The following is a 22,655-nucleotide window of genomic DNA, read 5'->3' as shown; positions in this document are numbered from 1 at the left end:
GCCGGCGCGGGAGCGGGTTCGGGCGGCGGTGCCGGCGGCGGAGGTGGTGGCGCTGGTGGTGGCGGTGGTGGTGCCGGCGCTGGTGGTGGTGGTGCCGGCGCTGGTGAGGGTGGCGGAGCCGGTGGTGGCGGAGCCGGTGGCGGGACGGGCTCCGGTGGCGGCGGCGGGGGAAGAGTCGGGCTGGTCGGCGCCGTAGGACCCGGCGAGTTGCCCAGTGCCAACAACATTTCCGCTGTTCGCCGGGAAAGCTGCCAGCCGCCCTGGAACGGCGCGAACTCCATCGGGAAGGTGAACGAGCCGTTGCTTCCCTTGGCGGTGTTCACGCCGACGGTGACCACCACGTTGGACGGATTCTTGTCCGACCACGCGACGTTGCTCGCCACGAACGACATCGGAAGATAGCCGTTGTCTCGCAACGCGACGATGAACTTGTCCAGCGTGGCGGCGCTCTCCGGCGTTGCGCCTTCGACGAGATTGACTTTGTTGACCCCCGGAACATTCGGGTCGACAAGCCGGTTCAGCACCTCGACCAGAGCCTCGGGCACGGGCAGGGGAGCCGTCGGGGGACTCGCGACGATCAACGGACTGGACGTGGGTGCTGCCACCCCCGAACTGGTCGACGGCAGCACCTTGGGTTCGCTGTGCGAGCACCCCGCGAGCCCGAAGGCCGCCACCGCGGTGGCGGCACTCAGCGCTACGGACAGGTGTCGGTGCATCCCTCGAGTCGGCCGGGCTATTCGGCCACGCCTGATTCTTGGAGGGCGGCGATAGCTGCGGTCGGGTCAACTGGTGCAATGGAAGTCACAGTTGGAAACATTGCGTTGATGACCGCGGCCACGGCGACGCCTGTGGCGAGGGGTTTTGCGGTCAAGGGGTGTCCTCTCGGTGGTCCCAAATCGACGCCGAGGTTACCAGCGGGAGTAAAGACGCGACTTTTGATGGCTTTTGAGTTCACGCACGAACAGCCAATCGCCGGTAGCGTTGTAAGAATCCACCGCATCAATTCGGGGCGGGAAAGGAGCGCAACATGGGTGACTCAGAGCGTTCTGAAGCATTCGGGATCAATCACGAATCCGACATATCCAGCGGCGATGCTGCCGAATTGGAACAGTTGCGGCGCGAGGCGGCGGTGCTGCGCGAGCAACTCGAGCAAGCCGCCGCAGCACCGGGCGGCACGCGCTCCGCGCGTGATGTGCATCAACTCGAAGCTCGCATCGACTCGCTTGCCGCCCGCAATTCCAAATTAATGGAAACTCTTAAAGAGGCCCGGCAACAACTGTTGGCGCTGCGGGAAGAGGTCGACCGCCTCGGTCAGCCGCCCAGCGGCTACGGCGTTCTGCTCTCCGCCCACGAGGACGAAACGGTCGACGTTTTCACCTCGGGTCGCAAGATGCGGCTGACCTGCTCACCCAACATCGATGTGGCGTCGTTGCGCAAGGGCCAGACGGTCCGGCTCAACGAAGCCCTGACCGTCGTCGAAGCCGGGACGTACGAATCCGTCGGCGAGATCTCGACCCTGCGTGAGGTGCTCAACGACGGGCACCGGGCATTGGTCGTGGGCCACGCCGACGAGGAACGGATCGTGTGGCTTGCGGAGCCGCTGGTCGCCGAGGACTTGCCGGAAGGGCACCCCGACGCACTCAATGACGACACCAGGCCGCGCAAGTTGCGGCCTGGCGATTCTCTGCTGGTCGACACGAAAGCCGGTTACGCGTTCGAGCGCATCCCCAAGGCCGAGGTCGAGGACCTGGTGCTGGAAGAGGTGCCCGATGTCAGCTACCTGGACATCGGCGGACTGACCCGCCAGATCGAGCAGATTCGCGACGCCGTCGAACTGCCGTTCCTGCACAAGGAGCTGTATCGCGAGTACGCGCTGCGCCCACCCAAGGGTGTGCTGCTGTACGGGCCGCCCGGTTGCGGTAAGACGCTGATCGCCAAGGCGGTCGCGAATTCGCTGGCCAAGAAGATGGCCGAGGTGCGTGGCGACGACGCTCGCGAGGCCAAGTCCTACTTCCTGAACATCAAGGGCCCCGAGCTGCTGAACAAGTTCGTCGGCGAGACCGAGCGGCACATCCGGCTGATCTTCCAGCGTGCCCGTGAGAAGGCGTCGGAAGGAACACCGGTGATCGTGTTCTTCGACGAGATGGACTCGATCTTCCGCACCCGTGGCACCGGTGTCTCCTCGGACGTCGAGACCACGGTGGTCCCGCAGCTGCTGAGCGAGATCGATGGTGTGGAGGGGCTCGAGAACGTCATCGTGATCGGCGCCTCCAACCGCGAGGACATGATCGACCCCGCGATCCTGCGGCCCGGGCGTCTCGACGTGAAGATCAAGATCGAGCGGCCCGATGCCGAAGCGGCACAGGACATTTTCTCAAAGTATCTCGTCACGACGCTGCCGGTGCATGCCGACGACCTCGCGGAGTTCGACGGCGACCGATCGGCGTGCATCGAGGCGATGATCGAGAAGGTGGTCGAGCGGATGTACGCCGAGATCGACGACAACCGGTTCCTGGAGGTCACCTATGCCAACGGTGACAAGGAAGTCATGTACTTCAAGGACTTCAACTCCGGGGCGATGATCCAGAACGTGGTTGACCGGGCGAAGAAGAACGCGATCAAGTCGGTGCTCGAGACCGGACAACCGGGCTTGCGCATTCAGCATCTGCTCGACTCGATCGTCGACGAGTTCGCCGAGAACGAGGACCTGCCCAACACCACCAACCCCGATGACTGGGCGCGGATCTCGGGCAAGAAGGGCGAGCGGATCGTCTACATCCGCACCCTGGTCACCGGCAAGTCGTCGAGCGCGTCGCGTGCCATCGACACCGAATCGAACCTCGGCCAGTACCTCTAGGGATCCAATCCCTAATCGGCTCAGTCGAATTCGAACGAGTAGCTGTTCGTCAGGTCGTCCTGCGTCACTCGGGCGGGGCGAGTCGTCGTGTCCACTCGCAGTGTCTCGGTGAGCATGCGCGGCCGGTAGCTCCACCCCTCGGGCAGCTTCAGCCGATCGGCCAGCCCGGCCAGGTCAGTGCGCGACAGGCTGGGGTCGGCGACCTGACTGAAGGTCTGCATGACTGTTTTCCGTCGGGGTCGATGAGCTCGTAGACCTCTTCGCCGGCGTTGAAGACGAAGACGGTATTGCGGGTCACTTCGTTGACGGTGTACGGGGGCGGGGTCCATCGACGACAGCTGCACGGTGGCTTGCGGACCGGATTCGCCGACCTCGACGAGAAGTACTTCGCCGTAACGCTTCCCGGACAGGTCGGACATCAGGCTGAAGCTAATCGGGGACCTTGGCGACGTCAACAACGTGCAGGCTTTCGGACTCGTCGGCGATGTTGCCGAGGTAACGGTTGCGCGCCGCGAGTGCCGTGTGCAGGTCGTCGATCAGCGGGTCGAGGAACATGCCCCGGTACTCGTCGTCGTCGACCGCACGCGCGCTGATGTACATGAACGTCAGCGCGCCAAGGAACAGGCACATGTGGATCAGCGAATCCGGCGCCGGAAAGGTCACGCCCAACACCGTCGTGGTCATGTCCTGGTGGTGTGTCCACTCCTTGAGCAGCGGTGGCGTGAGAATGATGACGCCGAGAATGAGGTACATGGTGGCGCCGACGCCGGCCACCACCAGAATCTCGATCAGTTGCGAGGTCGCTAGCAAGAAGACCACATTGAGGCGCTCGGACCGCTTGAGAGGTGAGCCAGCCGCAGGGCCTGCCATGGTCGCGAAGGGTGTGTCGACGAGGCTCTGGCTGCCTTCGGGCAACGACGCCGTCGACTTGAGCAGCGGCCTGACCCGTTCCACCGTCTTGGACACCACGAACGCCCCCGCAATGGCCATCAGGAAAACAATGGCCAGCGCCAGCCGCTTCCCATCGATGTTCGCGGCCATCAGCCAGACGTAGGTGTTGAAGAACACCAAAGCGGTCAGCAGCACAATCGGCAGGGCCCGGATCGCCAGCGTGCCGACCGTGGACAGGTGCTCGACCGTCATGCGCACCGCCCAGGCGAGCACCGACCCGACGCCGCACCCGGTCAGCAACAGCACCAGGCCCAGGATGATCGCGTCCCGGGTCAATTGGATCAGGCCGGATTCGATGATCCCGCAGGCGACCGCGAAAGCCAGCGCCGCCGTCGCGACAGCCGCGCGGATGCGCCCGCTCGAGATCCGGGACACCAGCCAGCCGGACAGGGCGGCCAGCGGGAGCGCGACCGCCAACAACGCCAGGATCGCCCACTGGCGGGTTGTGGGTGTCCCCTCGATGAAGACCTCGTTGCCGTCGCTGATGAAAAAGACACCCAGCAGGCAGGCTTCGACCGCCGCCCATACGGCCAGCATCGGAGCGCACCGCGGCCAGAGCCGTCGCCATCGGCCCCGATGGGTCAGCACCGACGGCAGGCCGCGCTCCAGGAACCACCGTTCAGCCGCTGCCGCTTTTCGGCTGTCCGGCGTGCGGCGCAGGGTCGGGTCCACACCGGGTCACCCTAGTGGCGCAGCAACCCGCGCGCTGGCCGTTTTCACGCAGGTCAGCATTTGTTCGGGCGAGGGTATTTCAACGATTCGCGGCCCCCCGTCGCCCGCGGTCACCTTGCCCCAGCGCGGGGCACTCCGAGTGCTTGCGGCCGACCGGCCTAGGCTTGGCACATGCAACGGATTATCGGGACGGAGGTCGAGTACGGCATCTCCTCGCCGTCCGACCCGACCGCCAACCCGATCCTCACTTCGACTCAGGCGGTATTGGCCTATGCGGCCGCCGCCGGCATTCAGCGCGCCAAGCGCACCCGCTGGGACTACGAGGTGGAGTCGCCGCTGCGCGACGCCCGCGGTTTCGACCTCAGCCGCGCGGCCGGTCCGCCGCCGGTGGTCGACGCCGACGAGGTCGGCGCGGCCAACATGATCCTGACCAACGGGGCGCGGCTCTACGTCGACCACGCGCACCCCGAATACTCGGCGCCGGAATGCACCGACCCGTTGGATGCCGTGATCTGGGACAAGGCCGGCGAGCGTGTCATGGAGGCCGCGGCCCGCCATGTCGCCAGCGTTCCCGGAGCCGCCAAACTACAGCTCTACAAGAACAACGTCGACGGCAAAGGCGCCTCCTACGGGTCGCACGAGAATTACCTGATGAGCCGCCAGACGCCGTTTTCGTCCATCATCGCCGGGCTGACGCCGTTTCTGGTGTCGCGGCAGGTGGTCACCGGCTCCGGGCGGGTCGGCATCGGGCCCTCCGGCGACGAGCCCGGCTTCCAGCTGTCGCAGCGCTCCGACTACATCGAGGTCGAGGTCGGGCTGGAGACCACGCTGAAGCGCGGCATCATCAACACGCGCGACGAACCGCATGCCGACGCCGACCGGTATCGCCGGCTGCACGTCATCATCGGCGACGCCAACCTCGCCGAGACGTCGACTTACCTGAAGCTGGGCACCACGGCGCTGGTCTTGGACCTGATCGAAGAAGGCCCACAGCACGGGATAGATCTCAGCGACCTCGCGCTGGCCCGCCCGGTGCATGCGGTGCATGCGATCAGTCGCGATCCGTCGTTGCGCGTTGCGGTGGCCCTGGCCGACGGCAGGGAACTGACCGCTCTTGCGCTGCAACGGATCTATCTCGATCGGGTGGCCAAACTGGTCGACGGCCGCGACCCCGATCCCAGGGCATCCGACGTCGTGGAAACCTGGGCACACGTCCTCGACCAACTCGAGCGCGACCCGATGGAATGCGCTGAGCTTTTGGATTGGCCGGCCAAGCTGCGGCTGCTCGAGGGTTTCCGGCAGCGGGAAAACCTGAACTGGTCGGCGCCCCGCCTGCACCTCGTCGACCTGCAATATTCCGATGTCCGGCTGGACAAGGGCCTGTACAACCGGCTGGTCGCGCGTGGTTCGATGAAACGTCTGGTCAGCGAACACCAGGTGATTGAGGCGGTGGACAACCCGCCGACCGACACCCGCGCGTATTTCCGCGGCGAATGCTTGCGTAGGTTCGGGGCCGATATCGCCGCGGCCAGTTGGGACTCGGTGATTTTCGATCTGGGTGGTGATTCCCTGGTGCGCATCCCGACGCTGGAGCCGCTGCGGGGCAGTAAGGCGCACGTCGGAGCGCTGCTGGACTCGGTCAACAGTGCCGTCGAACTGGTGGAGCAACTGACGAGCTGAGCCTGGTTAACCGAAGAACATCGGGGATGACCGGTAGGGTAGAGATACCAGCGGGCATGCTTAAGCGGCCAGTGAGCAAGCCCAGACAAAGCAGGAGGCGGCGATGGCGCAGGAGCAAACAAAGCGCGGCGGTGGCGGCGGCGACGACGATGACGTCGTTGGCACCACGGCCGCGGGCCAGGAGCGTCGCGAGAAACTCACCGAGGAAACCGACGATCTGCTCGACGAGATTGACGACGTCCTGGAGGAAAACGCGGAGGACTTCGTCCGCGCGTATGTCCAAAAGGGCGGACAGTGACCTGGCCTTTTCCTGATCGCCTGCCCACTAACTCGGCTCTACCCGGATTTTCTGCTGTAAATACGTCTTCTTTCGCTGACCTGTTGCGCCGCCAGGCCCCGGAGTTGCTACCGGCGGTTCTCGGTGGCGGCGGCGGCCAATCTGGTGGTGACGCCCGTCATCTGCCGCATGGCACCACGATCGTCGCCCTGAAATACCCCGGCGGCGTGCTCATCGCCGGAGACCGGCGTTCCACCCAGGGCAATATGATCGCCGGCCGGGACGTCAAGAAGGTGTACATCACCGACGACTACACCGCGACCGGCATCGCCGGTACCGCGGCGATCGCCGTCGAGTTCGCCCGCCTATACGCCGTGGAACTCGAGCACTACGAGAAGCTGGAAGGCGTACCGCTTACGTTCGCCGGCAAAGTCAACCGGCTCGCGATCATGGTGCGCGGCAACCTGGCCGCCGCGATGCAGGGCCTGGTCGCCCTGCCGCTGCTGGCCGGTTACGACATCCACGCGGCCGATCCGGAAAGTGCCGGTCGAATCGTTTCGTTCGACGCGGCGGGCGGTTGGAACATCGAGGAAGAGGGCTATCAGTCGGTGGGGTCGGGGTCGATTTTCGCCAAGTCCTCGATCAAGAAGTTGTATTCCCGCGTCATGGACGCCGATTCGGCGTTGCGGGTCGCCGTGGAGGCGCTGTATGACGCCGCCGACGACGATTCCGCCACCGGCGGACCCGATCTGGTTCGCGGCATCTTCCCGACGGCGGTCACCATCGGCGCGGAGGGCGCGGCCGACGTGACCGAGAGCCGCATCGCCGAGCTGGCCCGGGAGGTCATCCAAAGCCGGTCGCGCGCCGACACTTTCGGCCCGGACGGCGGTGAGAAGTGAGCTTCCCGTATTTCATCTCGCCTGAGCAGGCGATGCGTGAGCGCAGCGAGCTCGCGCGCAAGGGCATCGCACGGGGCCGCAGCGTGGTCGCGCTGGCCTACGCCGGCGGCGTGCTGTTCGTCGCGGAGAACCCGTCGCGGTCCCTGCAGAAGATCAGCGAACTGTATGACCGCGTGGGCTTTGCGGCCGCGGGCAAGTTCAACGAATTCGACAATCTGCGGCGCGGCGGCATCCAGTTCGCCGACACCCGCGGTTACGCCTACGACCGCCGCGACGTCACCGGCCGGCAGCTGGCCAACGTCTACGCGCAGACCCTCGGCACCATCTTCACCGAGCAGGCCAAACCCTACGAGGTCGAGTTGTGCGTCGCCGAGGTCGCGCACTACGGCGAAACCCGAGCGCCTGAGATGTACCGGATCACCTACGACGGTTCCATCAATGACGAGCCGCATTTCGTGGTGATGGGCGGTACTACCGAGCCGATCGCGACCGCGCTCAAGGACTCGTACGCCGAGAATGCCGATCTACGCGACGCTTTGGGGATCGCGGTCGAGGCGTTGCGGGCCGGTAGTGCCAACGGCAGCGACGAACCCAGCCTGGATGTGGCCAGCCTCGAGGTCGCCATCCTGGACGCCAACCGGCCGCGCCGGGCGTTCCGCCGGATCGGCCGATCCACGCTGGAAAATCTGCTGCAGGAAGCCGATCTGAACGGCTCGAAATCGGATTCGGAGCCGTCGGATTCCGACGGCGAATCCTCGGATTAGACCCGCTGGCGCGGCTTGCTGACCGTCGCCCTCAGAGAACCAGTACCCTCGATGTTGTGCAGCGACGAATCATGGGCATCGAGACCGAGTTCGGTGTCACCTGCACGTTCCACGGCCATCGCCGCCTGTCCCCGGACGAGGTAGCCCGCTACCTTTTCCGCCGGGTGGTGTCGTGGGGCCGCAGCTCCAATGTCTTTTTGCGTAACGGCGCCCGTCTGTACCTCGACGTGGGCAGCCACCCCGAGTACGCCACCGCCGAGTGCGACAGCCTGGTGCAGCTGGTCACCCACGATCGGGCTGGGGAATGGGTGCTGGAAGACCTGCTGGTCGACGCCGAGCAGCGGCTCGCCGACGAAGGCATCGGCGGCGACATCTACCTGTTCAAGAACAACACCGATTCGGCGGGCAACTCCTACGGCTGTCACGAGAACTACTTGATCGTCCGGGCCGGCGAGTTCTCCCGGATCTCCGATGTGTTGTTGCCGTTCCTGGTCACCCGGCAGTTGATCTGCGGGGCCGGCAAGGTGCTGCAGACGCCCAAGGCAGCGACATTCTGTCTGTCCCAGCGGGCCGAGCACATCTGGGAAGGCGTCTCGTCGGCGACCACCCGCAGCCGTCCGATCATTAACACCCGCGACGAGCCGCATGCTGACGCCGAGAAATACCGGCGGCTGCATGTCATCGTCGGCGACTCGAACATGTGCGAGACCACCACCATGCTCAAGGTGGGTACCGCCGCGCTGGTGCTGGAGATGATCGAAGCCGGCGTGCCGTTCCGCGACTTTTCGCTGGACAACCCCATCCGCGCTATCCGCGAGGTCAGCCACGATGTCACCGGTCGCCGGCCGGTGCGGCTGGCCGGCGGGCGCCAGGCCAGCGCGCTGGACATCCAGCGGGAGTACTACAGCCGCGCGGTCGAGCACCTGCAGACCCGGGAGCCCAACGCGCAGATCGAGCAGGTCGTCGACCTGTGGGGTCGGCAGCTCGACGCCGTCGAAAGCCAGGACTTCGCCAAGGTCGATACCGAGATCGACTGGGTGATCAAGCGCAAGCTGTTCCAGCGTTATCAGGACCGCTACAACATGGAGCTGGCCGACCCGAAGATCGCCCAGCTGGACTTGGCCTATCACGACATCAAGCGCGGTCGCGGTGTCTTCGACCTGTTGCAGCGCAAGGGTCTGGCGACGCGCGTCACCACCGACGAGGACATCGCCGAGGCCGTGGACAACCCGCCCCAGACCACCCGCGCCAGGCTGCGCGGCGAATTCATCAGCGCCGCGCAGGCGGCTGGCCGCGACTTCACCGTCGACTGGGTTCACCTCAAGCTCAACGACCAGGCGCAGCGCACTGTGCTGTGCAAGGACCCATTCCGGGCGGTCGACGAGCGAGTCAAACGGCTGATCGCGAGTATGTAGGCTAGGTCAGTTTCTGGCGCTCTCCTGCGCTCTGACCGCGACCAGCTGGTTCTTGATCGCAGTGGATGCACCGGCCCGGTCTTTGTGGTTCTGCTCGTAGCGCAGCAGCGCGGCCAATGCGCCGGAGTCGGTGAGTCGTTGAACCTCGGATTCGACCTCGCCCACGGTGAGGCCGTCGTAGTTGTCGACGGGCAGCTCGTTTTCACTCAGTCCGCCGGCGAGTACACGGGTTCGGTGCAGAGCGGACGCGATACCGCTTGCTCCCCGCCGAGTGGCGATCCGCTCTGCTTGGTGCAAGCCGGCGTCGCGACCCGTGGTCAAGGAATCGACGGCGGCGTCGGTGACGGTAGCGACCCGCGAGCGGGTGCGGGCGACGGCCTCGGCAGTCGCGTTGATCCGCGCGGCAGTCCAGCGGGTCGGGTAGTTGGCGACCCTGGCGAGTCGACCTACTGCCTTCTGTACCGGCGTGGGGCGCACGGCAGTCGCCTTTCCGGCGGCTTCTTGGGCAAGCACCGAGTTGATCCACTCGATGGTTTCTTGGTGCGCAGCCTGCAGCCGTCGCGCAAGCAGTTGGGTATCGAGATCCTCGGCCGCATGGGCGAGAGCCTCGAGATAGGTTGCGCGGTCAAGCAATTGATGTTCCAGGGCGAGGTCGCCGAATAGCGCCGCCGTCAATGGCTGCCCCTGTTCGACCACGGCCTTGAGTAGTGCGGTGGCGCGGCCCAGTGCAGGGGTGACCACGTCAGGAACGCCGCCGAGGTCGCGCAGCGTCGCCGCGATCAGTCCCGCGCGTTCTTGCGCATTCGCCGCGTTCGTCGTGAATTGTTCGCGCACAGCGTCGTTACGGGCCTGCGCTACCCGCGTTTGCGCGATCTGAATCTCGGTGTTGGTTAGATGATGCAGTATGCGAAGTTGGCCGACGAGCTTGGCGGTGTTGGTGTCAGTCATGCTTTCTCCTGAAGAGTCGGGGTTTACCTAGTGACGGAAGCGGTGTGGCCTGCCGTCCTATGGACGGCAGGCCACACCAATAACGCTTACTTGAATACGTCCTTGACGTTCTCGCCGGCCTTCTTCACGCTGGACTTGGTTTGGTCCTTCTTGCCTTCGCCCTCGGTGTCCTTGTCGCCAGTGATCTTGCCGGCCTGTTCCTTGGCCTTACCTGCGACGTCCTCAGCGGCGTTCTTGATCTTGTCGGTCATTCCCATGGGTGTTTCCCTTCTGTGGTGATCGGCCGCGAAAGCGGCTGACCGTAATTCCCTTGTGCTGCAAGGATTAAGCGTCGTTGTGGTGACGGCTGCCCGACTTCGCCAGCCCGCGGCTGACCATGTAGCCGATGCTCAGCAGCACGACGTAGAACCACGCCCGATCGGCCGTGAAGTAGTCGGCATGCCCGTCGGTGGCCTTGACTAAGTACGACGCGAGTAACACACCGACAACCGCGACGACAAACACCGCGAACTCCGACGTCTTGAACGATGCCTTCGTCTCGTGTCCGGCCCGCGAACGGACTCGATTGACGTCGGCGCCCTCGGTCCTATAGGCGGTCGGTGCCGTGGTGCGATGCTGTGCGTCGGTGGGGTTAGTGATAGCCATTTGTATTCCTAAGCTTGGGTAAGCCTGTCGAACGTCCGACCGATTGTCGGACTCATGCCTCGACAGGGGTTTCGTGAAAGCCATTGGCAACAACGCTATTTCGCGTTGCAATCAAAAGATTGTGTTGGTTCAGAAGCGCTGCCTTAAATGCGCCCAGTCGCGTCGGACGGCGCGCTACGGCGCCACCGGAATCGACCGTTTTGTTAGAGGTTCGGCTTGAGCAGATGCTTGCGGCTGATACTTAACCGCACCGAACTAGAAGAGAACCAACAAAGCAAACGCTACGCGGTGCTAGGCGATTTAGCCAGTCCAGCAATCGGATACGGCTTCGCGATTCGGATCTGGAAAACCGGGTATTCCCTAACTCGGTTGACACGCCAGCCAGCCAGTCCGCCTCGTCCTCTGTGCGGCATATCGCGGGTGCCGTATTCGACGCCGGACAGACCTGGTATTTCGCTGATCTACGGCTTGGAGCTGGTAGTCATGGAATCTTTTTCTTCGCTGCTGAGCAGACGAAGGACCGCGCCCGAAGTGCAAATTCACGATAATCGCATGCGACTCGCCGGGTGCGTGGTCGCCTTCACCCAGGCCGGGTCCGGACCCCCGTTGCTGCTCATCCACGGGCTGGGCGGCAACCGTCATACCTGGCGGGCCCTGCTTCCCCGCCTCGCGCGCTGCCCGGTGCCGACGCAGTGATTGTCGCGCTCGCAGCGCTTCCCACGGGTCTGACGAAGCGCGTTCTCGCCTTCGTTCCCTCGCTGGTGTCCCGCTTCGACGCAGAGTTGATCGTCGATGCGCCGCGCGGGCTCCGGGCCGAACGACAACGAAAAAGCCAACTCGCGTTTGCTGAGCGGGTACCGCACGCGGTGATGGTCGAGATCGCCGATGCCGGCCACTACCCGCACCAGACCGCTGCCGCTCAGCTGCTTCCCGCCATGGAGAAGTTTCTCAGCTCGACGCGGCCCTTCCGGTACTCCGAGAGCCGTTGGGTGCAACAGCTCACCGGGGCAGCCGAACACAACCGCTATGCGGCGGCCAATGGCGAACTCGATGCCCCGCGTGTCTCGCCGTTGAGTGTCTAGTGAATGGTGGACCGATGATCCCGGCAACGAACTTTCAGGTCAGTCACGCTGACTCGGCCGATGGGTGTCCGGATCACTGTGACAATCCGTGAGCAACTGCTGGCCGCGGTCGGTGGTGGGCGGCGACTAGAAGCCGGAGATCGGCTGTGCCGGGCCTGCGTGAACCTGCTCGACGTCGATGCCGCGGCAATCTCGTTGGTCTTCGATGGTGCCAATGCCGCAACGCTGGGGTCGAGCAGTCGGCTGGCGCGGGCTTATGACGAGCTGCAGTTCACTATGGGTGAGGGGCCGTGCTTGGAATCGGTGGCCGTTCGGGCTCCGGTCCTGGTACTCGATCTGGCCGACCCGCAGGACGTTCGGTGGCCGGCATACGGGGCCGCGATGCTCGATTACCAGATTCGAGGCGTGTACGCGCTGCCGGTTCTGGTTGCCGGTGAATACGTCGGAGCGTTAGACCTGTTTCGTGCCCGGCCGGGTCCGTTGGGCGCCGAGCAACTCACCGGTGCGGTTGCCGCCGCCGAATTGGCGGCCATCCCGGTACTCGATCTGATGAGCACAGACCTGCAGGCCGCGGTGTCCGATCCGAGCAGCGATGCGTGGGCCGAGCTGAATGCCCTGTCGCGTGCGGAGGTCAGCCAGGCCACCGGCATGCTCATGGCCCAGCTCGATATCGACGCCGCGGAGGCGCTGGTACGACTGCGGGCACACGCCTTTGCCACTGACCGCAGCGCCATGGACGTCGCGCGCGACATTCTGGACCGTCGACTGATGCTGGAGGACGATTGATGTGGTCATCGTCTGAAGTGGCAGGCCCCGTTTGCGCGTCACGCGGGGACCGTCCGAGAAGGAGCCGAAGATGACCGAAGAGACCCGTGAAACTCGAGTTTTGGATGCTGTCGTAACGCTCGTCGACAGTCTCCTGGACGATTTCGATGTGGTCGATCTGCTGACCGAACTCACCGAGCGCTGCGCGGACCTACTCGATATTGCCGCCGCCGGGTTCCTGCTGGCCGACCCGTTGCAGAGTCTGCATCTGTTGGCGGCGACCTCGGAGAAGGCGCGCGATTTGGAGCTATTCCAACTCCAGACAGACGAAGGACCCTGTCTGGACTGTTATGCGAGTGGACAACCGATATCGGTGGCGGATCTAGCGGCAGAGGCGCCGCGCTGGCCGCGATTCGTCCCGGCGGCCGTTGATGCCGGTTTCGCCTCGGTGCATGCGGTGCCGATGCGCGCGGCTGGAATGGTGTTGGGCGCCTTGGGGTTGTTCGGTACACATTCGGGCGAACTGAACGACGCAGACCTGCTGGTCGGCCAAAGCCTGGCGCACATCGCGTGCGTGGCGCTCGTGCAGGAACGCGCTCCAACGTCGTCCGCGGTGGTGCCACGGTTGCGCAACGCGCTGGCTGGTCGCATCACGATCGAGCAGGCCAAGGGATTTGTCCGCGAAAGACTCGATGTGTCAGTGGAAGACGCGTTCACATTGCTACGCCGATACGCGCGCTCTAACGACATTCATCTAACGGATGTTGCCCGACAACTGATCGCATCGCCCGAGTCCCGTCCTGCGATACTTGCCGTGATGGCGATGATGAATTCCTCACCGCCGTAGACACTTTCAGGAGAGATTGTGGCGGGCGCGGGCGCGCCGCACAGATATCTCGACGAGTCGCTCGGCGACGAGATGCAGCTTGACGTTCTCCTCTTGGCTGATCTTGATCAGCCGACCGAAGGCCTCTTCGGCACTTGCCCCGGACCGGGCGCGAATGATTCCGACCGCCTGGTCGATGACCGACCGGCTATCCAGCGCCTGGTGCAACTGCTCCGCCCGCAGCTGAGCCGCCATCAGCAATCGCGCGTTGTGGACCGTCACGGCGGCCGGCCCCGCGAACTTTGTGCCTATCGCCACCGCGTGTTCGGCGAAGGCGTCGAGGGTGTAGGCGTAGGCGTTGATGACGCCGATCACTTGCTTACGGAGGATTAGCGGCAGGGATAACGCCGAATTCACGCCCAGGCGTACCATCGCGCCGCCGAGGCGGGGCCAACGAGTGTCGTCACTGATGGACCCACTAACGCAAGGGCGTGCGGTGTGCATAGAAGTAATGCATGGGCCCTCCCCGTGACGCTCGTACTGAAGTGTGTCGACCTTGCGGACGAACTCGGCAGTCACGGCCCACGACTGGATCCGCGGTGGCATCGCAGACGGGTGGGCCGCAGTCACGCCGGCACCGTCGGCGCCGGGGATCGCGTGGACCGCGAATTCGGCGATCTGGGTGAGCGACTCGTCCAGCGTGGACGCGTCGACGACGATCGCGGCCAATCCGCTCAGCCCCGCCTGCAAATCCTCTTGGTCGGCGTCATGTTGCTCCTGCGTGAGCTCAGGCTCGGGCGGGGAAATCCGGCCCGGCTGGCTGTCGTACTCGGCCAACACCGCGCTCCTTCCCCAGCTGCGTGAGCCAGCCGCCTCGACAATCACCAGTGGGTTTCCTGCGCCCGGGTTAATGAAACACCTCTGCACCCCTAAGCTGCTATGCGTGGCGACCTCGAAAGTCGAACGGCTGGTCAATCTGGTCATCGCCCTGCTGTCCACTCGCGGCTACATCACCGCGGAAAAGATCCGATCCAACGTGGCGGGTTATTCGGAAAGCCCCAGCCTCGAGGCCTTCTCCCGCATGTTCGAGCGCGACAAGAACGAACTGCGCGACCTCGGCATCCCGCTCGAGGTCGGCCGGGTGTCGGCGCTGGACCCCGCCGAGGGCTACCGCATCAACCGGGACGCGTACGCGCTGCCACCGGTCGAGCTGACCGCGGATGAGGCGGCGGCGGTCGCCGTCGCCACGCAGCTGTGGGAGTCACCCGAACTGATCACCGCTACCCAGGGCGCCCTGCTCAAGCTGCGTGCGGCCGGTGTTGATGTCGATCCCTCGGAGGACGGGGCCCCGGTGGCGATTGCCTCCCCGGAGGGCGTGCCGGGGCTGCGCGGGTCCGAAGAAGTTCTCGGAATCCTGTTGTCCGCCATCGATTCCCGGCAGGCCGTGCAGTTCCCGCACCGGCCGTCGCGTGCCGAGCCCTACACGACGCGCACGGTCGAGCCATGGGGCGTGGTCACCGAGAAGGGTCGGTGGTATCTCGTCGGCCATGACCGTGATCGCGACGCCACCCGCACCTTCCGGCTCTCCCGCATCGGCGCCGAGGTCGAGCCGATCGGCGCAGCCGGCGCCGTCACCGTCCCCGATGGCGTCGACCTGCGTCGGATCGTCGCGCAGACGGTCGCGGAGACACCGACCGGCGCGCAGGCACTGGTGTGGGTCGCCGACGGGCGGGCCACCGCGTTGCGTCGCGCCGGACGATCCACCGGCGCGCGGCAACTGGGCGGCCGCGACGGCGAGGCGATCGAGCTCGAGATCAGCTCCACCGACCGGCTGGCCCGCGAAATCGCCGGATATGGGGCCGATGCCGTGGTGCTCGAGCCGCAATCGCTGCGCGACGACGTGCTGGCCCGGTTGCGCGCCCAGGCGGAGGTGGGGGCACCTCCCGCTTGCGGGGGAGAGCGGCGCCGATGACCCCCGTGTCCACCCGTCTGGTCCGGCTGCTCAACATGGTGCCGTATTTCCAGGCCAATCCGCGGATCACCCGCGCCGAGGCCGCGGCAAAGCTGGGGGTGTCCGCCAAGCAGCTGGAAGAGGACCTCAACCAGCTGTGGATGTGCGGGCTTCCCGGATACTTCCCGGGTGATCTCATCGATTTCCAGTTCGCCGGCGACACCATTGAGGTGACGTTCTCGGCGGGCATCGACCGGCCGCTCAAGCTCACCTCGCCGGAGGCCACCGGCTTGCTGGTGGCGCTGCGGGCGCTGGCCGACATTCCGGGCGTGGTCGATCCGGAGGCGGCGCGCAGCGCGATCGCCAAGATCGCCGCCGCGGCCGGTGCCGCCGGTCATGACGCGACGAGTTCGGTGACGGCGATCGACGAGCCGGCGCCTATCGAGAACCGGGCCGCGGCCGTCGTGCGCACGGCGGTGCAGTACAAACACGCGTTGTCCATTGACTACTACTCCGCCTCACACGACACCCTGACCAGCCGGATCGTCGACCCGATCCGGGTCTTGTTGATCGGCGGACACAGCTACCTGGAGGCGTGGTCTCGCGAGGCCGAAGGGGTGCGCCTGTTCCGCTTCGACCGGATCGTCGAGGCCAGCGAGCTGGGCGAACCGGCCGCCCCACCCGAGCCGGTGCTGCAGGCGCCGCCGGACACATCACTGTTCGACGGTGATCCGTCCCTGCCGTCGGCCACGCTGCGGGTGGCGCCGTCGGCGTCGTGGATGTTCGAGTACTACCCGATGCGCGACGTGCGCGAATTGCCGGACGGAGCGTGTGAGGCGGTCATGACCTATGCCTCCGAGGCTTGGATGACCCGACTGGTGCTTGGATTCGGGCCGGACGTGCGGGTGGTTGAACCGCAGTCGCTCGCGCAGCGCGTACGAGACGCCGCGGCGGCGGCCCTGGAGTCCTACCAGGCAGTGACCTCCTGAGCCCTCGGCGCGGGCACACCGGCAGTTGGCTCTGCTGCGGTAACATCGGGTGGACGTCTGGAGGTAATGAAAGTGGGCAGTCTTAGTCCGTGGCACTGGGCGATCCTGGCGGTCGTCGTAATCCTGCTGTTCGGTGCCAAGAAGCTCCCGGACGCAGCGCGTTCGCTGGGCAAATCGATGCGCATCTTCAAGTCCGAGCTGCGCGAAATGCAGACGGAGAGCAAGTCCGACGCGCCTTCCATCGAAACTCCTGCGGCGGCTCCCCAGTCCGTGCAGTCGCAGCGGGTCGACCCCTCGCCGGCTTCCGAGCAGGGCCACACCGAAGCGCGCCCCGCTTAGCCGGGCATCGGCCGCGGTGCCTGAGCGCACTGACCGAGCGTCGTGAAAGCATTCAAGACTTCAGCGCGCACTGCTGCGTTCCTGAAGCATCTCAACCCGCGCAATAGGCGTAGTCGGACCAATCCCGACGCGACGATGTCGCTGGTCGACCACCTGACCGAGCTCCGCACCCGGCTGCTGATCTCGCTGGGCGCGATCCTGGTCACGACGATCCTGGGATTTGTGTGGTACGGGCATCCGCTGTTCGGGCTGGAGAGCCTGGGCGAGTGGCTACGCCATCCCTACTGCGCGCTGCCGCAGTCCGCGCGCGCGAGCATCAGCGCCGACGGGCAGTGCCGGTTGCTGGCCACCGCACCGTTCGACCAATTCATGCTCCGGCTCAAGGTCGGGATGACGGCCGGGATCGTGCTGGCCTGCCCGGTGTGGTTCTACGAGCTGTGGGCGTTCATCACGCCCGGGCTCTACCAAAAAGAGCGCCGCTTCGCGATCGGGTTCGTGATCCCCGCTGCGGTGCTGTTCATCGGCGGTGCGGTGCTGGCCTATTTCGTGCTGTCCCAGGCGCTGGGCTTCCTGTTGACCGTCGGCAGCGACGTGCAGGTGACTGCGTTGTCCGGGGACAGATATTTCGGCTTCCTGATCAATCTTCTGGTGGTGTTCGGCGTCAGCTTCGAATTCCCGTTGCTGATCGTCATGCTCAACATGGCGGGCATCCTCACGTATCAAAAACTCAAGGCATGGCGGCGTGGGCTGATCTTCGCGATGTTCGTGTTCGCGGCGATATTCACGCCCGGCTCCGACCCGTTTTCGATGACGGCGCTGGGGATCGCGTTGTCCGTGCTGCAAGAGCTGGCCATTCAAATCGCTCGCATCCACGACAAGCGAAAAGCCAAGCGCGAAGCCCAAACCGCGATCCCCGACGACGAAGCGTCGGTCATCGAGCCGCCCTCACCGGCGCCCGAGCCGTCGTTCGTCACCGGGCAACATGACGACGTCACGTAATGTCGCCGGCACCTGACGGCGGCGTGACCGAGTTGACCGAGCTGCCTCGGTTTGCCGCGGAACTGCCTTTCTCGCTCGACGATTTTCAGACGCGGGCCTGCGCGGCGCTCGAACGTGGACACGGTGTGTTGGTTTGTGCGCCAACGGGTGCCGGCAAGACGGTGGTCGGCGAATTCGCGGTGCATCTGGCGCTGGCCGCCGGCGGCAAATGCTTCTACACCACCCCGCTCAAGGCGCTGAGCAACCAGAAGCACACCGACCTGACGGCGCGGTACGGCCGCGACCGGATCGGGCTGTTGACCGGCGACATGTCCGTCAATGCCGATGCGCCGGTGGTGGTCATGACCACCGAAGTGCTGCGTAACATGCTATACGCTGATTCAGCTGCGCTGCAAGGGCTTTCGCATGTGGTGATGGATGAAGTGCATTTCCTTGCCGACCGGATGCGGGGTCCGGTGTGGGAGGAGGTGATCCTGCATCTGCCCGACGAGGTCCGACTGGTCAGCCTGTCGGCGACGGTGAGTAACGCCGAGGAGTTCGGCGGCTGGATCCAGACCGTACGCGGCGACACGACGGTAGTGGTCGACGAACACCGGCCGGTGCCGCTATGGCAACACGTTCTGGTCGGCAAGCGCCTGCTGGACCTGTTCGACTACGAGAACGAGAAACCGGCCGCCGATCGTCATCCGCGCGTGAATCCAGAACTGCTGCGCCACATCGCGCACCGTCGCGAGGCGGATCGGATGGGCGATTGGCAGCCCCGCCGGCAAGCGGGGAGGGGAGGCGGTGGGCGGCCCGCCCGGCCGCGCTTCTACCGGCCGCCCGCGCGGCCGGACGTGATCGCGACGCTGGACTCCGAAGGGCTGTTGCCGGCGATCACGTTCGTGTTCTCCCGGGCCGGCTGCGACGCCGCGGTGCAGCAGTGCCTGCGCTCGCCGCTGCGCCTCACCACCGAGGAGGAGCGCGCTCAGATCGCCGAGGTGATCGAGCACCGGTGTGGAGATCTCGCGGAGGGCGACCTCGCGGTGCTCGGCTACTACGAGTGGCGCGAGGGATTGCTGCGCGGTTTGGCCGCCCACCACGCCGGGATGTTGCCGGCTTTCCGGCACACGGTCGAGGAGCTGTTCACCGCCGGGCTGGTCAGGGCGGTGTTCGCCACCGAAACCTTGGCGCTGGGCATCAACATGCCCGCGCGCACGGTGGTGCTCGAACGGCTGGTGAAATTCAACGGCGAGGCGCACGTGCCGCTGACGCCGGGGGAGTACACACAGCTGACCGGGCGGGCCGGCCGGCGCGGCATCGATGTCGAGGGTCACGCGGTGGTGCTCTGGCACCCCGGCGAGGAGACGTCCGAACCGTCGGCGGTGGCCGGGCTGGCGTCCACCCGGACGTTCCCGCTGCGCAGCTCGTTCGCGCCGTCGTACAACATGACCATCAACCTGGTGCAGCACATGGGCCCGGAGCAGGCGCATCAGCTGCTGGAGCAGTCGTTCGCCCAGTATCAGGCCGACCGCTCCGTCGTCGGCTTGGTGCGCGGCATCGACCGCGGCAAACGGCTGCAAGAAGAGATCGCCGCCGAACTCGGTGGGGACGAGGCGTCGATCCTGGAATACGCCCGTTTGCGCGCGCGGATTTCGGAGATGGAAAAGGCGCAGTCCCGGGCGTCACGGCTGCACCGCAGGCAGGCGGCCAACGATGCGCTGGCCGGGCTGCGCCGCGGCGACATCATCACGATCACCAATGGCCGGCACAGCGGCCTCGCGGTGGTGCTGGAATCGGCGCGCGACGGCGACGACCCCCGGCCGCTGGTACTCACCGAACACCGTTGGGCGGGCCGGATTTCATCGGCCGACTACTCGGGTGCTTCGGCGCCGCTGGGATCGATGCCGTTGGCCAAGCGGGTCGAACACCGTCAGCCGAGGGTCCGTCGCGATGTCGCCTCGGCGCTGCGGTCGGCTGCCGCCGCGCTGGACGTTCCGTCGCGACGTCGGGCCGCGGATCCCGACGGCGGCTTCCACGACCCGGAGCTGGCGTCGTTGCGGCAGGAGCTGCGCCGCCACCCGGCACACAACAGCCCGGGCGTCGAGGCGCAAGTGCGTGAGGCCGAGCGCTACCTGCGCATCGAACGCGACAACGCGCAGCTGGAAAAGAAGGTCGCCGCCGCCACCAATTCGCTGGCCCGCACGTTCGACCGTATCGTCGGGCTGCTCACCGAACGCGAATTCATCCAAGGCACCGCCACCGATCCGCGAGTCAGCGACGACGGCCGCTTGTTGGCCAGGATCTACAGCGAGAGCGACCTGCTGGTCGCCGAATGCCTGCGCAGCGGCGCATGGGCGGACCTGAAGCCGGCCGAGTTGGCCGCCGTCGTCTCCTCGGTGCTCTACGAGACCCGCGGCGGTGACGGCCCCGGCGGTCCTTTTGCGGCCGAGGCGCCCACACCGCGATTGCGCCAGGCCTTGCAGCAGACAGCGAAGTTGTCGTTCGCCCTGCGCGCCGACGAGCAAACACACCGCATCGCGCCGAGCCGCGAACCCGACGACGGCTTCGTCACCGTGATCTACCGCTGGGCCAGGACCGGCGACCTGGCCGCCTCGCTGGCCGCGGCCGACGCGACCGGCAGCGGTTCGCCGTTGTTGGCAGGGGATTTCGTACGGTGGTGCCGCCAGGTGCTCGATCTGTTGGACCAGGTGCGCAACGCCGCGCCGGATGCTGAGGTGCGGGCGACGGCGAAGCGCGCTATCAACGATGTTCGGCGCGGCGTCGTCGCAGTTGACGCCGGGTAGGCTGGGCCCGGGCTACCGTTACAGGGCTAGAGAACAAGGCGATTGAGGAGAAACGATGAGCGCACCGCACGGATCGGACCCGGGCCAGCAGTGGCAACCGCCCGGCGAGGGTGGCGATCGCTCCCAGGAACCGACTCAGGTGGGTCAGGTGGGCTCGCCCTGGCAACACCAGCAGCAACCGCCAGCCCAGGACCCGACGTGGCAGGCCCCGGCGTACACGCCGCCAGCCGACTACCCGCAGTACCAACAGCCGTACCCCCCGCAACAGCAGCCGGGATACGGGCAACCCGACCAGCAGCAGTACGGTCAGCCCGGCCAGTACGGTCAGCCGGGGCAATACGGCCAGCCCGGGCAGTATGCGCAACCGGGTCAATACGGTCAGCCCGGCCAGGCGGGCCAGTACGGCCAACCGGGTCAGTACGGTCAGCCCGGCCAATACGGTCAGCCCGGCCAGTACCCGCAGCAGTACCCGGGCTACGAGCAACCGAAAAAGAAGCGTTCGCTCGCGCTGATCGGTGGCATCGGCGGGGCGATCGCCTTTCTGCTGATCGCGGTGGTGTTGGTGCTCGGCTTCTGGGAGCCCGGCTTTTTCGTCACCACCAAGCTGGACGTCAACAAGGCGCAGAGCGGTGTGCAGCAGGTCCTGACCGACGAAACCAACGGCTATGGCGCCAAGAACGTCCAGAACGTCAAGTGCAACAACGGCACCGACCCCGTCGTCAAGAAGGGCGGATCCTTCGACTGCGCCGTCAGCATCGACGGCGCGCAGAAGAAGGTGACCGTGACCTTCCAGGACGACAAGGGCACCTACGAGGTCGGGCGCCCGCAGTAACGCGTCACTGCGGCAGCGAGTCGAGCGCTTTCTGCAGGCGTGCAATTGAGGACCCAACGCCGAGTTCGGTCGCCAGCGCCGCGGCGCGTTGCGGGTCGGCGGCCACCAGCGGTAGCTCGTCGGTCGGTGCCGACAGCGTGATGGGTGCGTCGGTGGCGACGCGCACCACCTGCCCGGCGGCCTCGATGTAGTCGGTCGCGCCCAGCAGTTTCGCCCGCAATCCCTTGGCAATCTTGGATTTCGGGTCGTGTGCGGCGGCCAGGATCTGATCCAGCGAGCCGTGCTGCGCGAGCAGGGTGGCGGCCGTTTTCTCGCCGACGCCCGGCACGCCCGGCAAGCCGTCGGACGGGTCGCCGCGCAGCAGCGCGAGTTCGGCGTAGGCGGGCCCGGCTCGCTCGATTGGCACGCCGTACTGCTCGGCGACTTCTTTCGGGCCGAACAGGGTGGCTTTGGCCAGCCCGCGGCCCAGGTAGAGCACCCGGACCCGGACGGGATCGTCGGCAACCACCTGCAGCAGGTCACGGTCACCGCTGACCACGACGACCGGGTCGTCGCGTTCCTGGGCGGCGAGTGTGCCCAGCACGTCGTCGGCCTCGAACCCCTCGGCGCCTGCCGTCGCGATTCCGAACGCGTCCAGGAGTTGCATGATCATGTCGACTTGCGGTGTGAGGTCGTCGGGCACTTCCTCGACGTCGGGGGTGCCTTCGGGTTCCGGCTCGGCCACGCGGTGTGCCTTGTATGACGGGATGAGGTCCACCCGGAACTGCGGGCGCCAATCCAGGTCGAGGCAGACCGCGAGTCTTTTCGGCCGCTGCTGGGAGATGACCACGGCCACCGAGTCGACGAATCCGCGGACGGCGTTGACCGGCCGGCCGTCGGGAGCGGTGATCGACGACGGCACCCCGAAATACGAGCGGAACCACATGCTGGCGCCGTCGAGCAGCAACAGAGGTGCAGGCATGCGGGCTATCCTGCCAG

22 protein-coding genes and 2 pseudogenes are annotated in these 22,655 nt (G+C 65.9%); 16 read left to right on the top strand and 8 right to left on the bottom strand.

The genetic code is table 11. From position 1 onward, the window contains the following. Positions 1–116: 116 nt before the first annotated feature. A pseudogene (locus OK015_RS17305) lies at positions 117–716 on the bottom strand (hypothetical protein); the annotation flags it as partial. 311 nt (positions 717–1,027) lie between these two features. Between OK015_RS17305 and arc the strand changes: the two are divergent. Beyond that, the gene (arc, locus tag OK015_RS17300; protein ID WP_268124798.1) at positions 1,028–2,857 is read left to right on the top strand and encodes a proteasome ATPase; all 1,830 of its coding nucleotides are present in this window, start codon (positions 1,028–1,030) and stop codon (positions 2,855–2,857) included. Positions 2,858–2,877: 20 nt separating this feature from the next. Here the strand turns inward: arc and OK015_RS17295 are convergent. Then, positions 2,878–3,267, bottom strand: a pseudogene (locus tag OK015_RS17295) (hypothetical protein); the annotation flags it as partial. Between the two features lie 19 nt (positions 3,268–3,286). Beyond that, on the bottom strand, positions 3,287–4,480 hold the full coding sequence (locus OK015_RS17290; RefSeq protein WP_268124796.1) for a hypothetical protein: 1,194 nt from the start codon (positions 4,478–4,480) through the stop codon (positions 3,287–3,289). Between the two features lie 171 nt (positions 4,481–4,651). Here OK015_RS17290 and dop point away from each other — a divergent pair, with 171 nt between their 5' ends. The 5 genes from dop (at position 4,652) to pafA (ending at position 9,515) form a co-directional block, all read left to right on the top strand. Beyond that, positions 4,652–6,160, top strand: coding sequence for a pup deamidase/depupylase (gene dop / locus OK015_RS17285; protein WP_268124794.1), 1,509 nt, complete (start codon positions 4,652–4,654; stop codon positions 6,158–6,160). Between the two features lie 103 nt (positions 6,161–6,263). Then, positions 6,264–6,458, top strand: a complete 195-nt coding sequence (locus tag OK015_RS17280) for a ubiquitin-like protein Pup (RefSeq protein WP_066814536.1) — start codon at positions 6,264–6,266, stop codon at positions 6,456–6,458. Next, positions 6,455–7,336 carry a proteasome subunit beta gene (prcB, locus tag OK015_RS17275; protein WP_268124784.1) on the top strand — a complete coding sequence of 294 codons (882 nt, stop codon included), beginning with the start codon at positions 6,455–6,457 and terminating at the stop codon, positions 7,334–7,336. The genes OK015_RS17280 and prcB overlap by 4 nt, the downstream gene beginning before the upstream one ends. Beyond that, positions 7,333–8,100 (top strand): proteasome subunit alpha, encoded by a 768-nt coding sequence (gene prcA, locus OK015_RS17270; RefSeq protein WP_268124782.1) that lies wholly within the window; start codon positions 7,333–7,335, stop codon positions 8,098–8,100. The genes prcB and prcA overlap by 4 nt, the downstream gene beginning before the upstream one ends. 56 nt (positions 8,101–8,156) lie before the next feature. Next, on the top strand, positions 8,157–9,515 hold the full coding sequence (gene pafA / locus OK015_RS17265) for a Pup--protein ligase (RefSeq protein ID WP_268124780.1): 1,359 nt from the start codon (positions 8,157–8,159) through the stop codon (positions 9,513–9,515). A gap of 6 nt (positions 9,516–9,521) precedes the next feature. Here the strand turns inward: pafA and OK015_RS17260 are convergent, their stop codons facing one another. The 3 genes from OK015_RS17260 to OK015_RS17250 all read right to left on the bottom strand — a co-directional run bounded on the left by OK015_RS17260 (position 9,522) and on the right by OK015_RS17250 (position 11,108). Next, the gene (locus OK015_RS17260) at positions 9,522–10,463 is read right to left on the bottom strand and encodes a ferritin-like domain-containing protein (protein WP_268124778.1); all 942 of its coding nucleotides are present in this window, start codon (positions 10,461–10,463) and stop codon (positions 9,522–9,524) included. 86 nt (positions 10,464–10,549) lie between these two features. Next, a complete protein-coding gene (locus OK015_RS17255) occupies positions 10,550–10,720 on the bottom strand; it encodes a CsbD family protein (RefSeq protein ID WP_268124776.1) in 171 nt (56 codons plus the stop codon). Positions 10,721–10,787: 67 nt separating this feature from the next. Beyond that, positions 10,788–11,108, bottom strand: coding sequence for a hypothetical protein (locus OK015_RS17250; RefSeq protein WP_268124774.1), 321 nt, complete (start codon positions 11,106–11,108; stop codon positions 10,788–10,790). A 552-nt stretch (positions 11,109–11,660) separates the two neighbouring features. On the opposite strand from OK015_RS17250, the gene OK015_RS17245 reads away from it, so the two are divergent. From OK015_RS17245 to OK015_RS17230, 4 genes are all read left to right on the top strand, one after another. Next, positions 11,661–11,804: an alpha/beta fold hydrolase gene (locus tag OK015_RS17245; RefSeq protein ID WP_268124772.1), complete on the top strand. Its 144-nt coding sequence runs from the start codon at positions 11,661–11,663 to the stop codon at positions 11,802–11,804. Next, positions 11,801–12,190, top strand: a complete 390-nt coding sequence (locus OK015_RS17240; protein ID WP_268124770.1) for an alpha/beta fold hydrolase — start codon at positions 11,801–11,803, stop codon at positions 12,188–12,190. Before OK015_RS17245 ends, OK015_RS17240 begins: the two co-directional genes overlap by 4 nt. Positions 12,191–12,268: 78 nt before the next feature. Continuing rightward, complete coding sequence (locus OK015_RS17235) at positions 12,269–12,976, top strand: GAF and ANTAR domain-containing protein (RefSeq protein ID WP_268132831.1); 708 nt, start codon at positions 12,269–12,271, stop codon at positions 12,974–12,976. Positions 12,977–13,046: 70 nt separating this feature from the next. After that, on the top strand, positions 13,047–13,802 hold the full coding sequence (locus tag OK015_RS17230) for a GAF and ANTAR domain-containing protein (RefSeq protein ID WP_268124769.1): 756 nt from the start codon (positions 13,047–13,049) through the stop codon (positions 13,800–13,802). A gap of 6 nt (positions 13,803–13,808) precedes the next feature. Here the strand turns inward: OK015_RS17230 and OK015_RS17225 are convergent, their stop codons facing one another. Beyond that, positions 13,809–14,621, bottom strand: coding sequence for a GAF and ANTAR domain-containing protein (locus tag OK015_RS17225; protein ID WP_326498551.1), 813 nt, complete (start codon positions 14,619–14,621; stop codon positions 13,809–13,811). A gap of 103 nt (positions 14,622–14,724) precedes the next feature. Here OK015_RS17225 and OK015_RS17220 point away from each other — a divergent pair, with 103 nt between their 5' ends. From OK015_RS17220 to OK015_RS17195, 6 genes are all read left to right on the top strand, one after another. After that, positions 14,725–15,753, top strand: a complete 1,029-nt coding sequence (locus OK015_RS17220; RefSeq protein ID WP_268124765.1) for a helix-turn-helix transcriptional regulator — start codon at positions 14,725–14,727, stop codon at positions 15,751–15,753. After that, positions 15,750–16,721, top strand: coding sequence for a helix-turn-helix transcriptional regulator (locus OK015_RS17215; RefSeq protein ID WP_268124763.1), 972 nt, complete (start codon positions 15,750–15,752; stop codon positions 16,719–16,721). The genes OK015_RS17220 and OK015_RS17215 overlap by 4 nt, the downstream gene beginning before the upstream one ends. Positions 16,722–16,793: 72 nt before the next feature. After that, positions 16,794–17,060, top strand: a complete 267-nt coding sequence (gene tatA / locus OK015_RS17210; protein WP_268124761.1) for a Sec-independent protein translocase subunit TatA — start codon at positions 16,794–16,796, stop codon at positions 17,058–17,060. Positions 17,061–17,102: 42 nt separating this feature from the next. Then, a complete protein-coding gene (gene tatC / locus OK015_RS17205) occupies positions 17,103–18,059 on the top strand; it encodes a twin-arginine translocase subunit TatC (RefSeq protein WP_442791124.1) in 957 nt (318 codons plus the stop codon). Between the two features lie 23 nt (positions 18,060–18,082). Beyond that, on the top strand, positions 18,083–20,845 hold the full coding sequence (locus OK015_RS17200; RefSeq protein ID WP_268132829.1) for a DEAD/DEAH box helicase: 2,763 nt from the start codon (positions 18,083–18,085) through the stop codon (positions 20,843–20,845). A 55-nt stretch (positions 20,846–20,900) separates the two neighbouring features. Then, entirely contained in the window at positions 20,901–21,677 is a 777-nt protein-coding gene (locus tag OK015_RS17195) for a DUF4333 domain-containing protein (protein ID WP_268124759.1), read from the top strand. A gap of 4 nt (positions 21,678–21,681) precedes the next feature. Here OK015_RS17195 and OK015_RS17190 read toward each other — a convergent pair whose 3' ends face one another. After that, a complete protein-coding gene (locus tag OK015_RS17190; RefSeq protein WP_268124757.1) occupies positions 21,682–22,638 on the bottom strand; it encodes a 5'-3' exonuclease in 957 nt (318 codons plus the stop codon). Positions 22,639–22,655 lie beyond the last annotated feature (17 nt).

The organism is Mycobacterium sp. Aquia_216, from assembly GCF_026723865.1.
Lineage (GTDB): Bacteria > Actinomycetota > Actinomycetes > Mycobacteriales > Mycobacteriaceae > Mycobacterium.
The sequence above is the reverse complement of the archived record's forward strand: the minus strand, read 5'-3'. Positions and strand labels throughout refer to the sequence as shown.

What these genes read in the sequence shown, in the direction of transcription:
- OK015_RS17190 (WP_268124757.1), bottom strand. Translation starts at nt 22,638, where the DNA reads ATGCCTGCACCTCTGTTGCTGCTCGACGGCGCCAGCATGTGGTTCCGC.
- OK015_RS17280 (WP_066814536.1), top strand. Translation starts at nt 6,264, where the DNA reads ATGGCGCAGGAGCAAACAAAGCGCGGCGGTGGCGGCGGCGACGACGAT.
- OK015_RS17255 (WP_268124776.1), bottom strand. Translation starts at nt 10,720, where the DNA reads ATGGGAATGACCGACAAGATCAAGAACGCCGCTGAGGACGTCGCAGGT.
- OK015_RS17250 (WP_268124774.1), bottom strand. Translation starts at nt 11,108, where the DNA reads ATGGCTATCACTAACCCCACCGACGCACAGCATCGCACCACGGCACCG.
- arc (WP_268124798.1), top strand. Translation starts at nt 1,028, where the DNA reads ATGGGTGACTCAGAGCGTTCTGAAGCATTCGGGATCAATCACGAATCC.
- OK015_RS17260 (WP_268124778.1), bottom strand. Translation starts at nt 10,463, where the DNA reads ATGACTGACACCAACACCGCCAAGCTCGTCGGCCAACTTCGCATACTG.
- OK015_RS17245 (WP_268124772.1), top strand. Translation starts at nt 11,661, where the DNA reads ATGCGACTCGCCGGGTGCGTGGTCGCCTTCACCCAGGCCGGGTCCGGA.
- OK015_RS17230 (WP_268124769.1), top strand. Translation starts at nt 13,047, where the DNA reads ATGACCGAAGAGACCCGTGAAACTCGAGTTTTGGATGCTGTCGTAACG.
- OK015_RS17215 (WP_268124763.1), top strand. Translation starts at nt 15,750, where the DNA reads ATGACCCCCGTGTCCACCCGTCTGGTCCGGCTGCTCAACATGGTGCCG.
- dop (WP_268124794.1), top strand. Translation starts at nt 4,652, where the DNA reads ATGCAACGGATTATCGGGACGGAGGTCGAGTACGGCATCTCCTCGCCG.
- OK015_RS17195 (WP_268124759.1), top strand. Translation starts at nt 20,901, where the DNA reads ATGAGCGCACCGCACGGATCGGACCCGGGCCAGCAGTGGCAACCGCCC.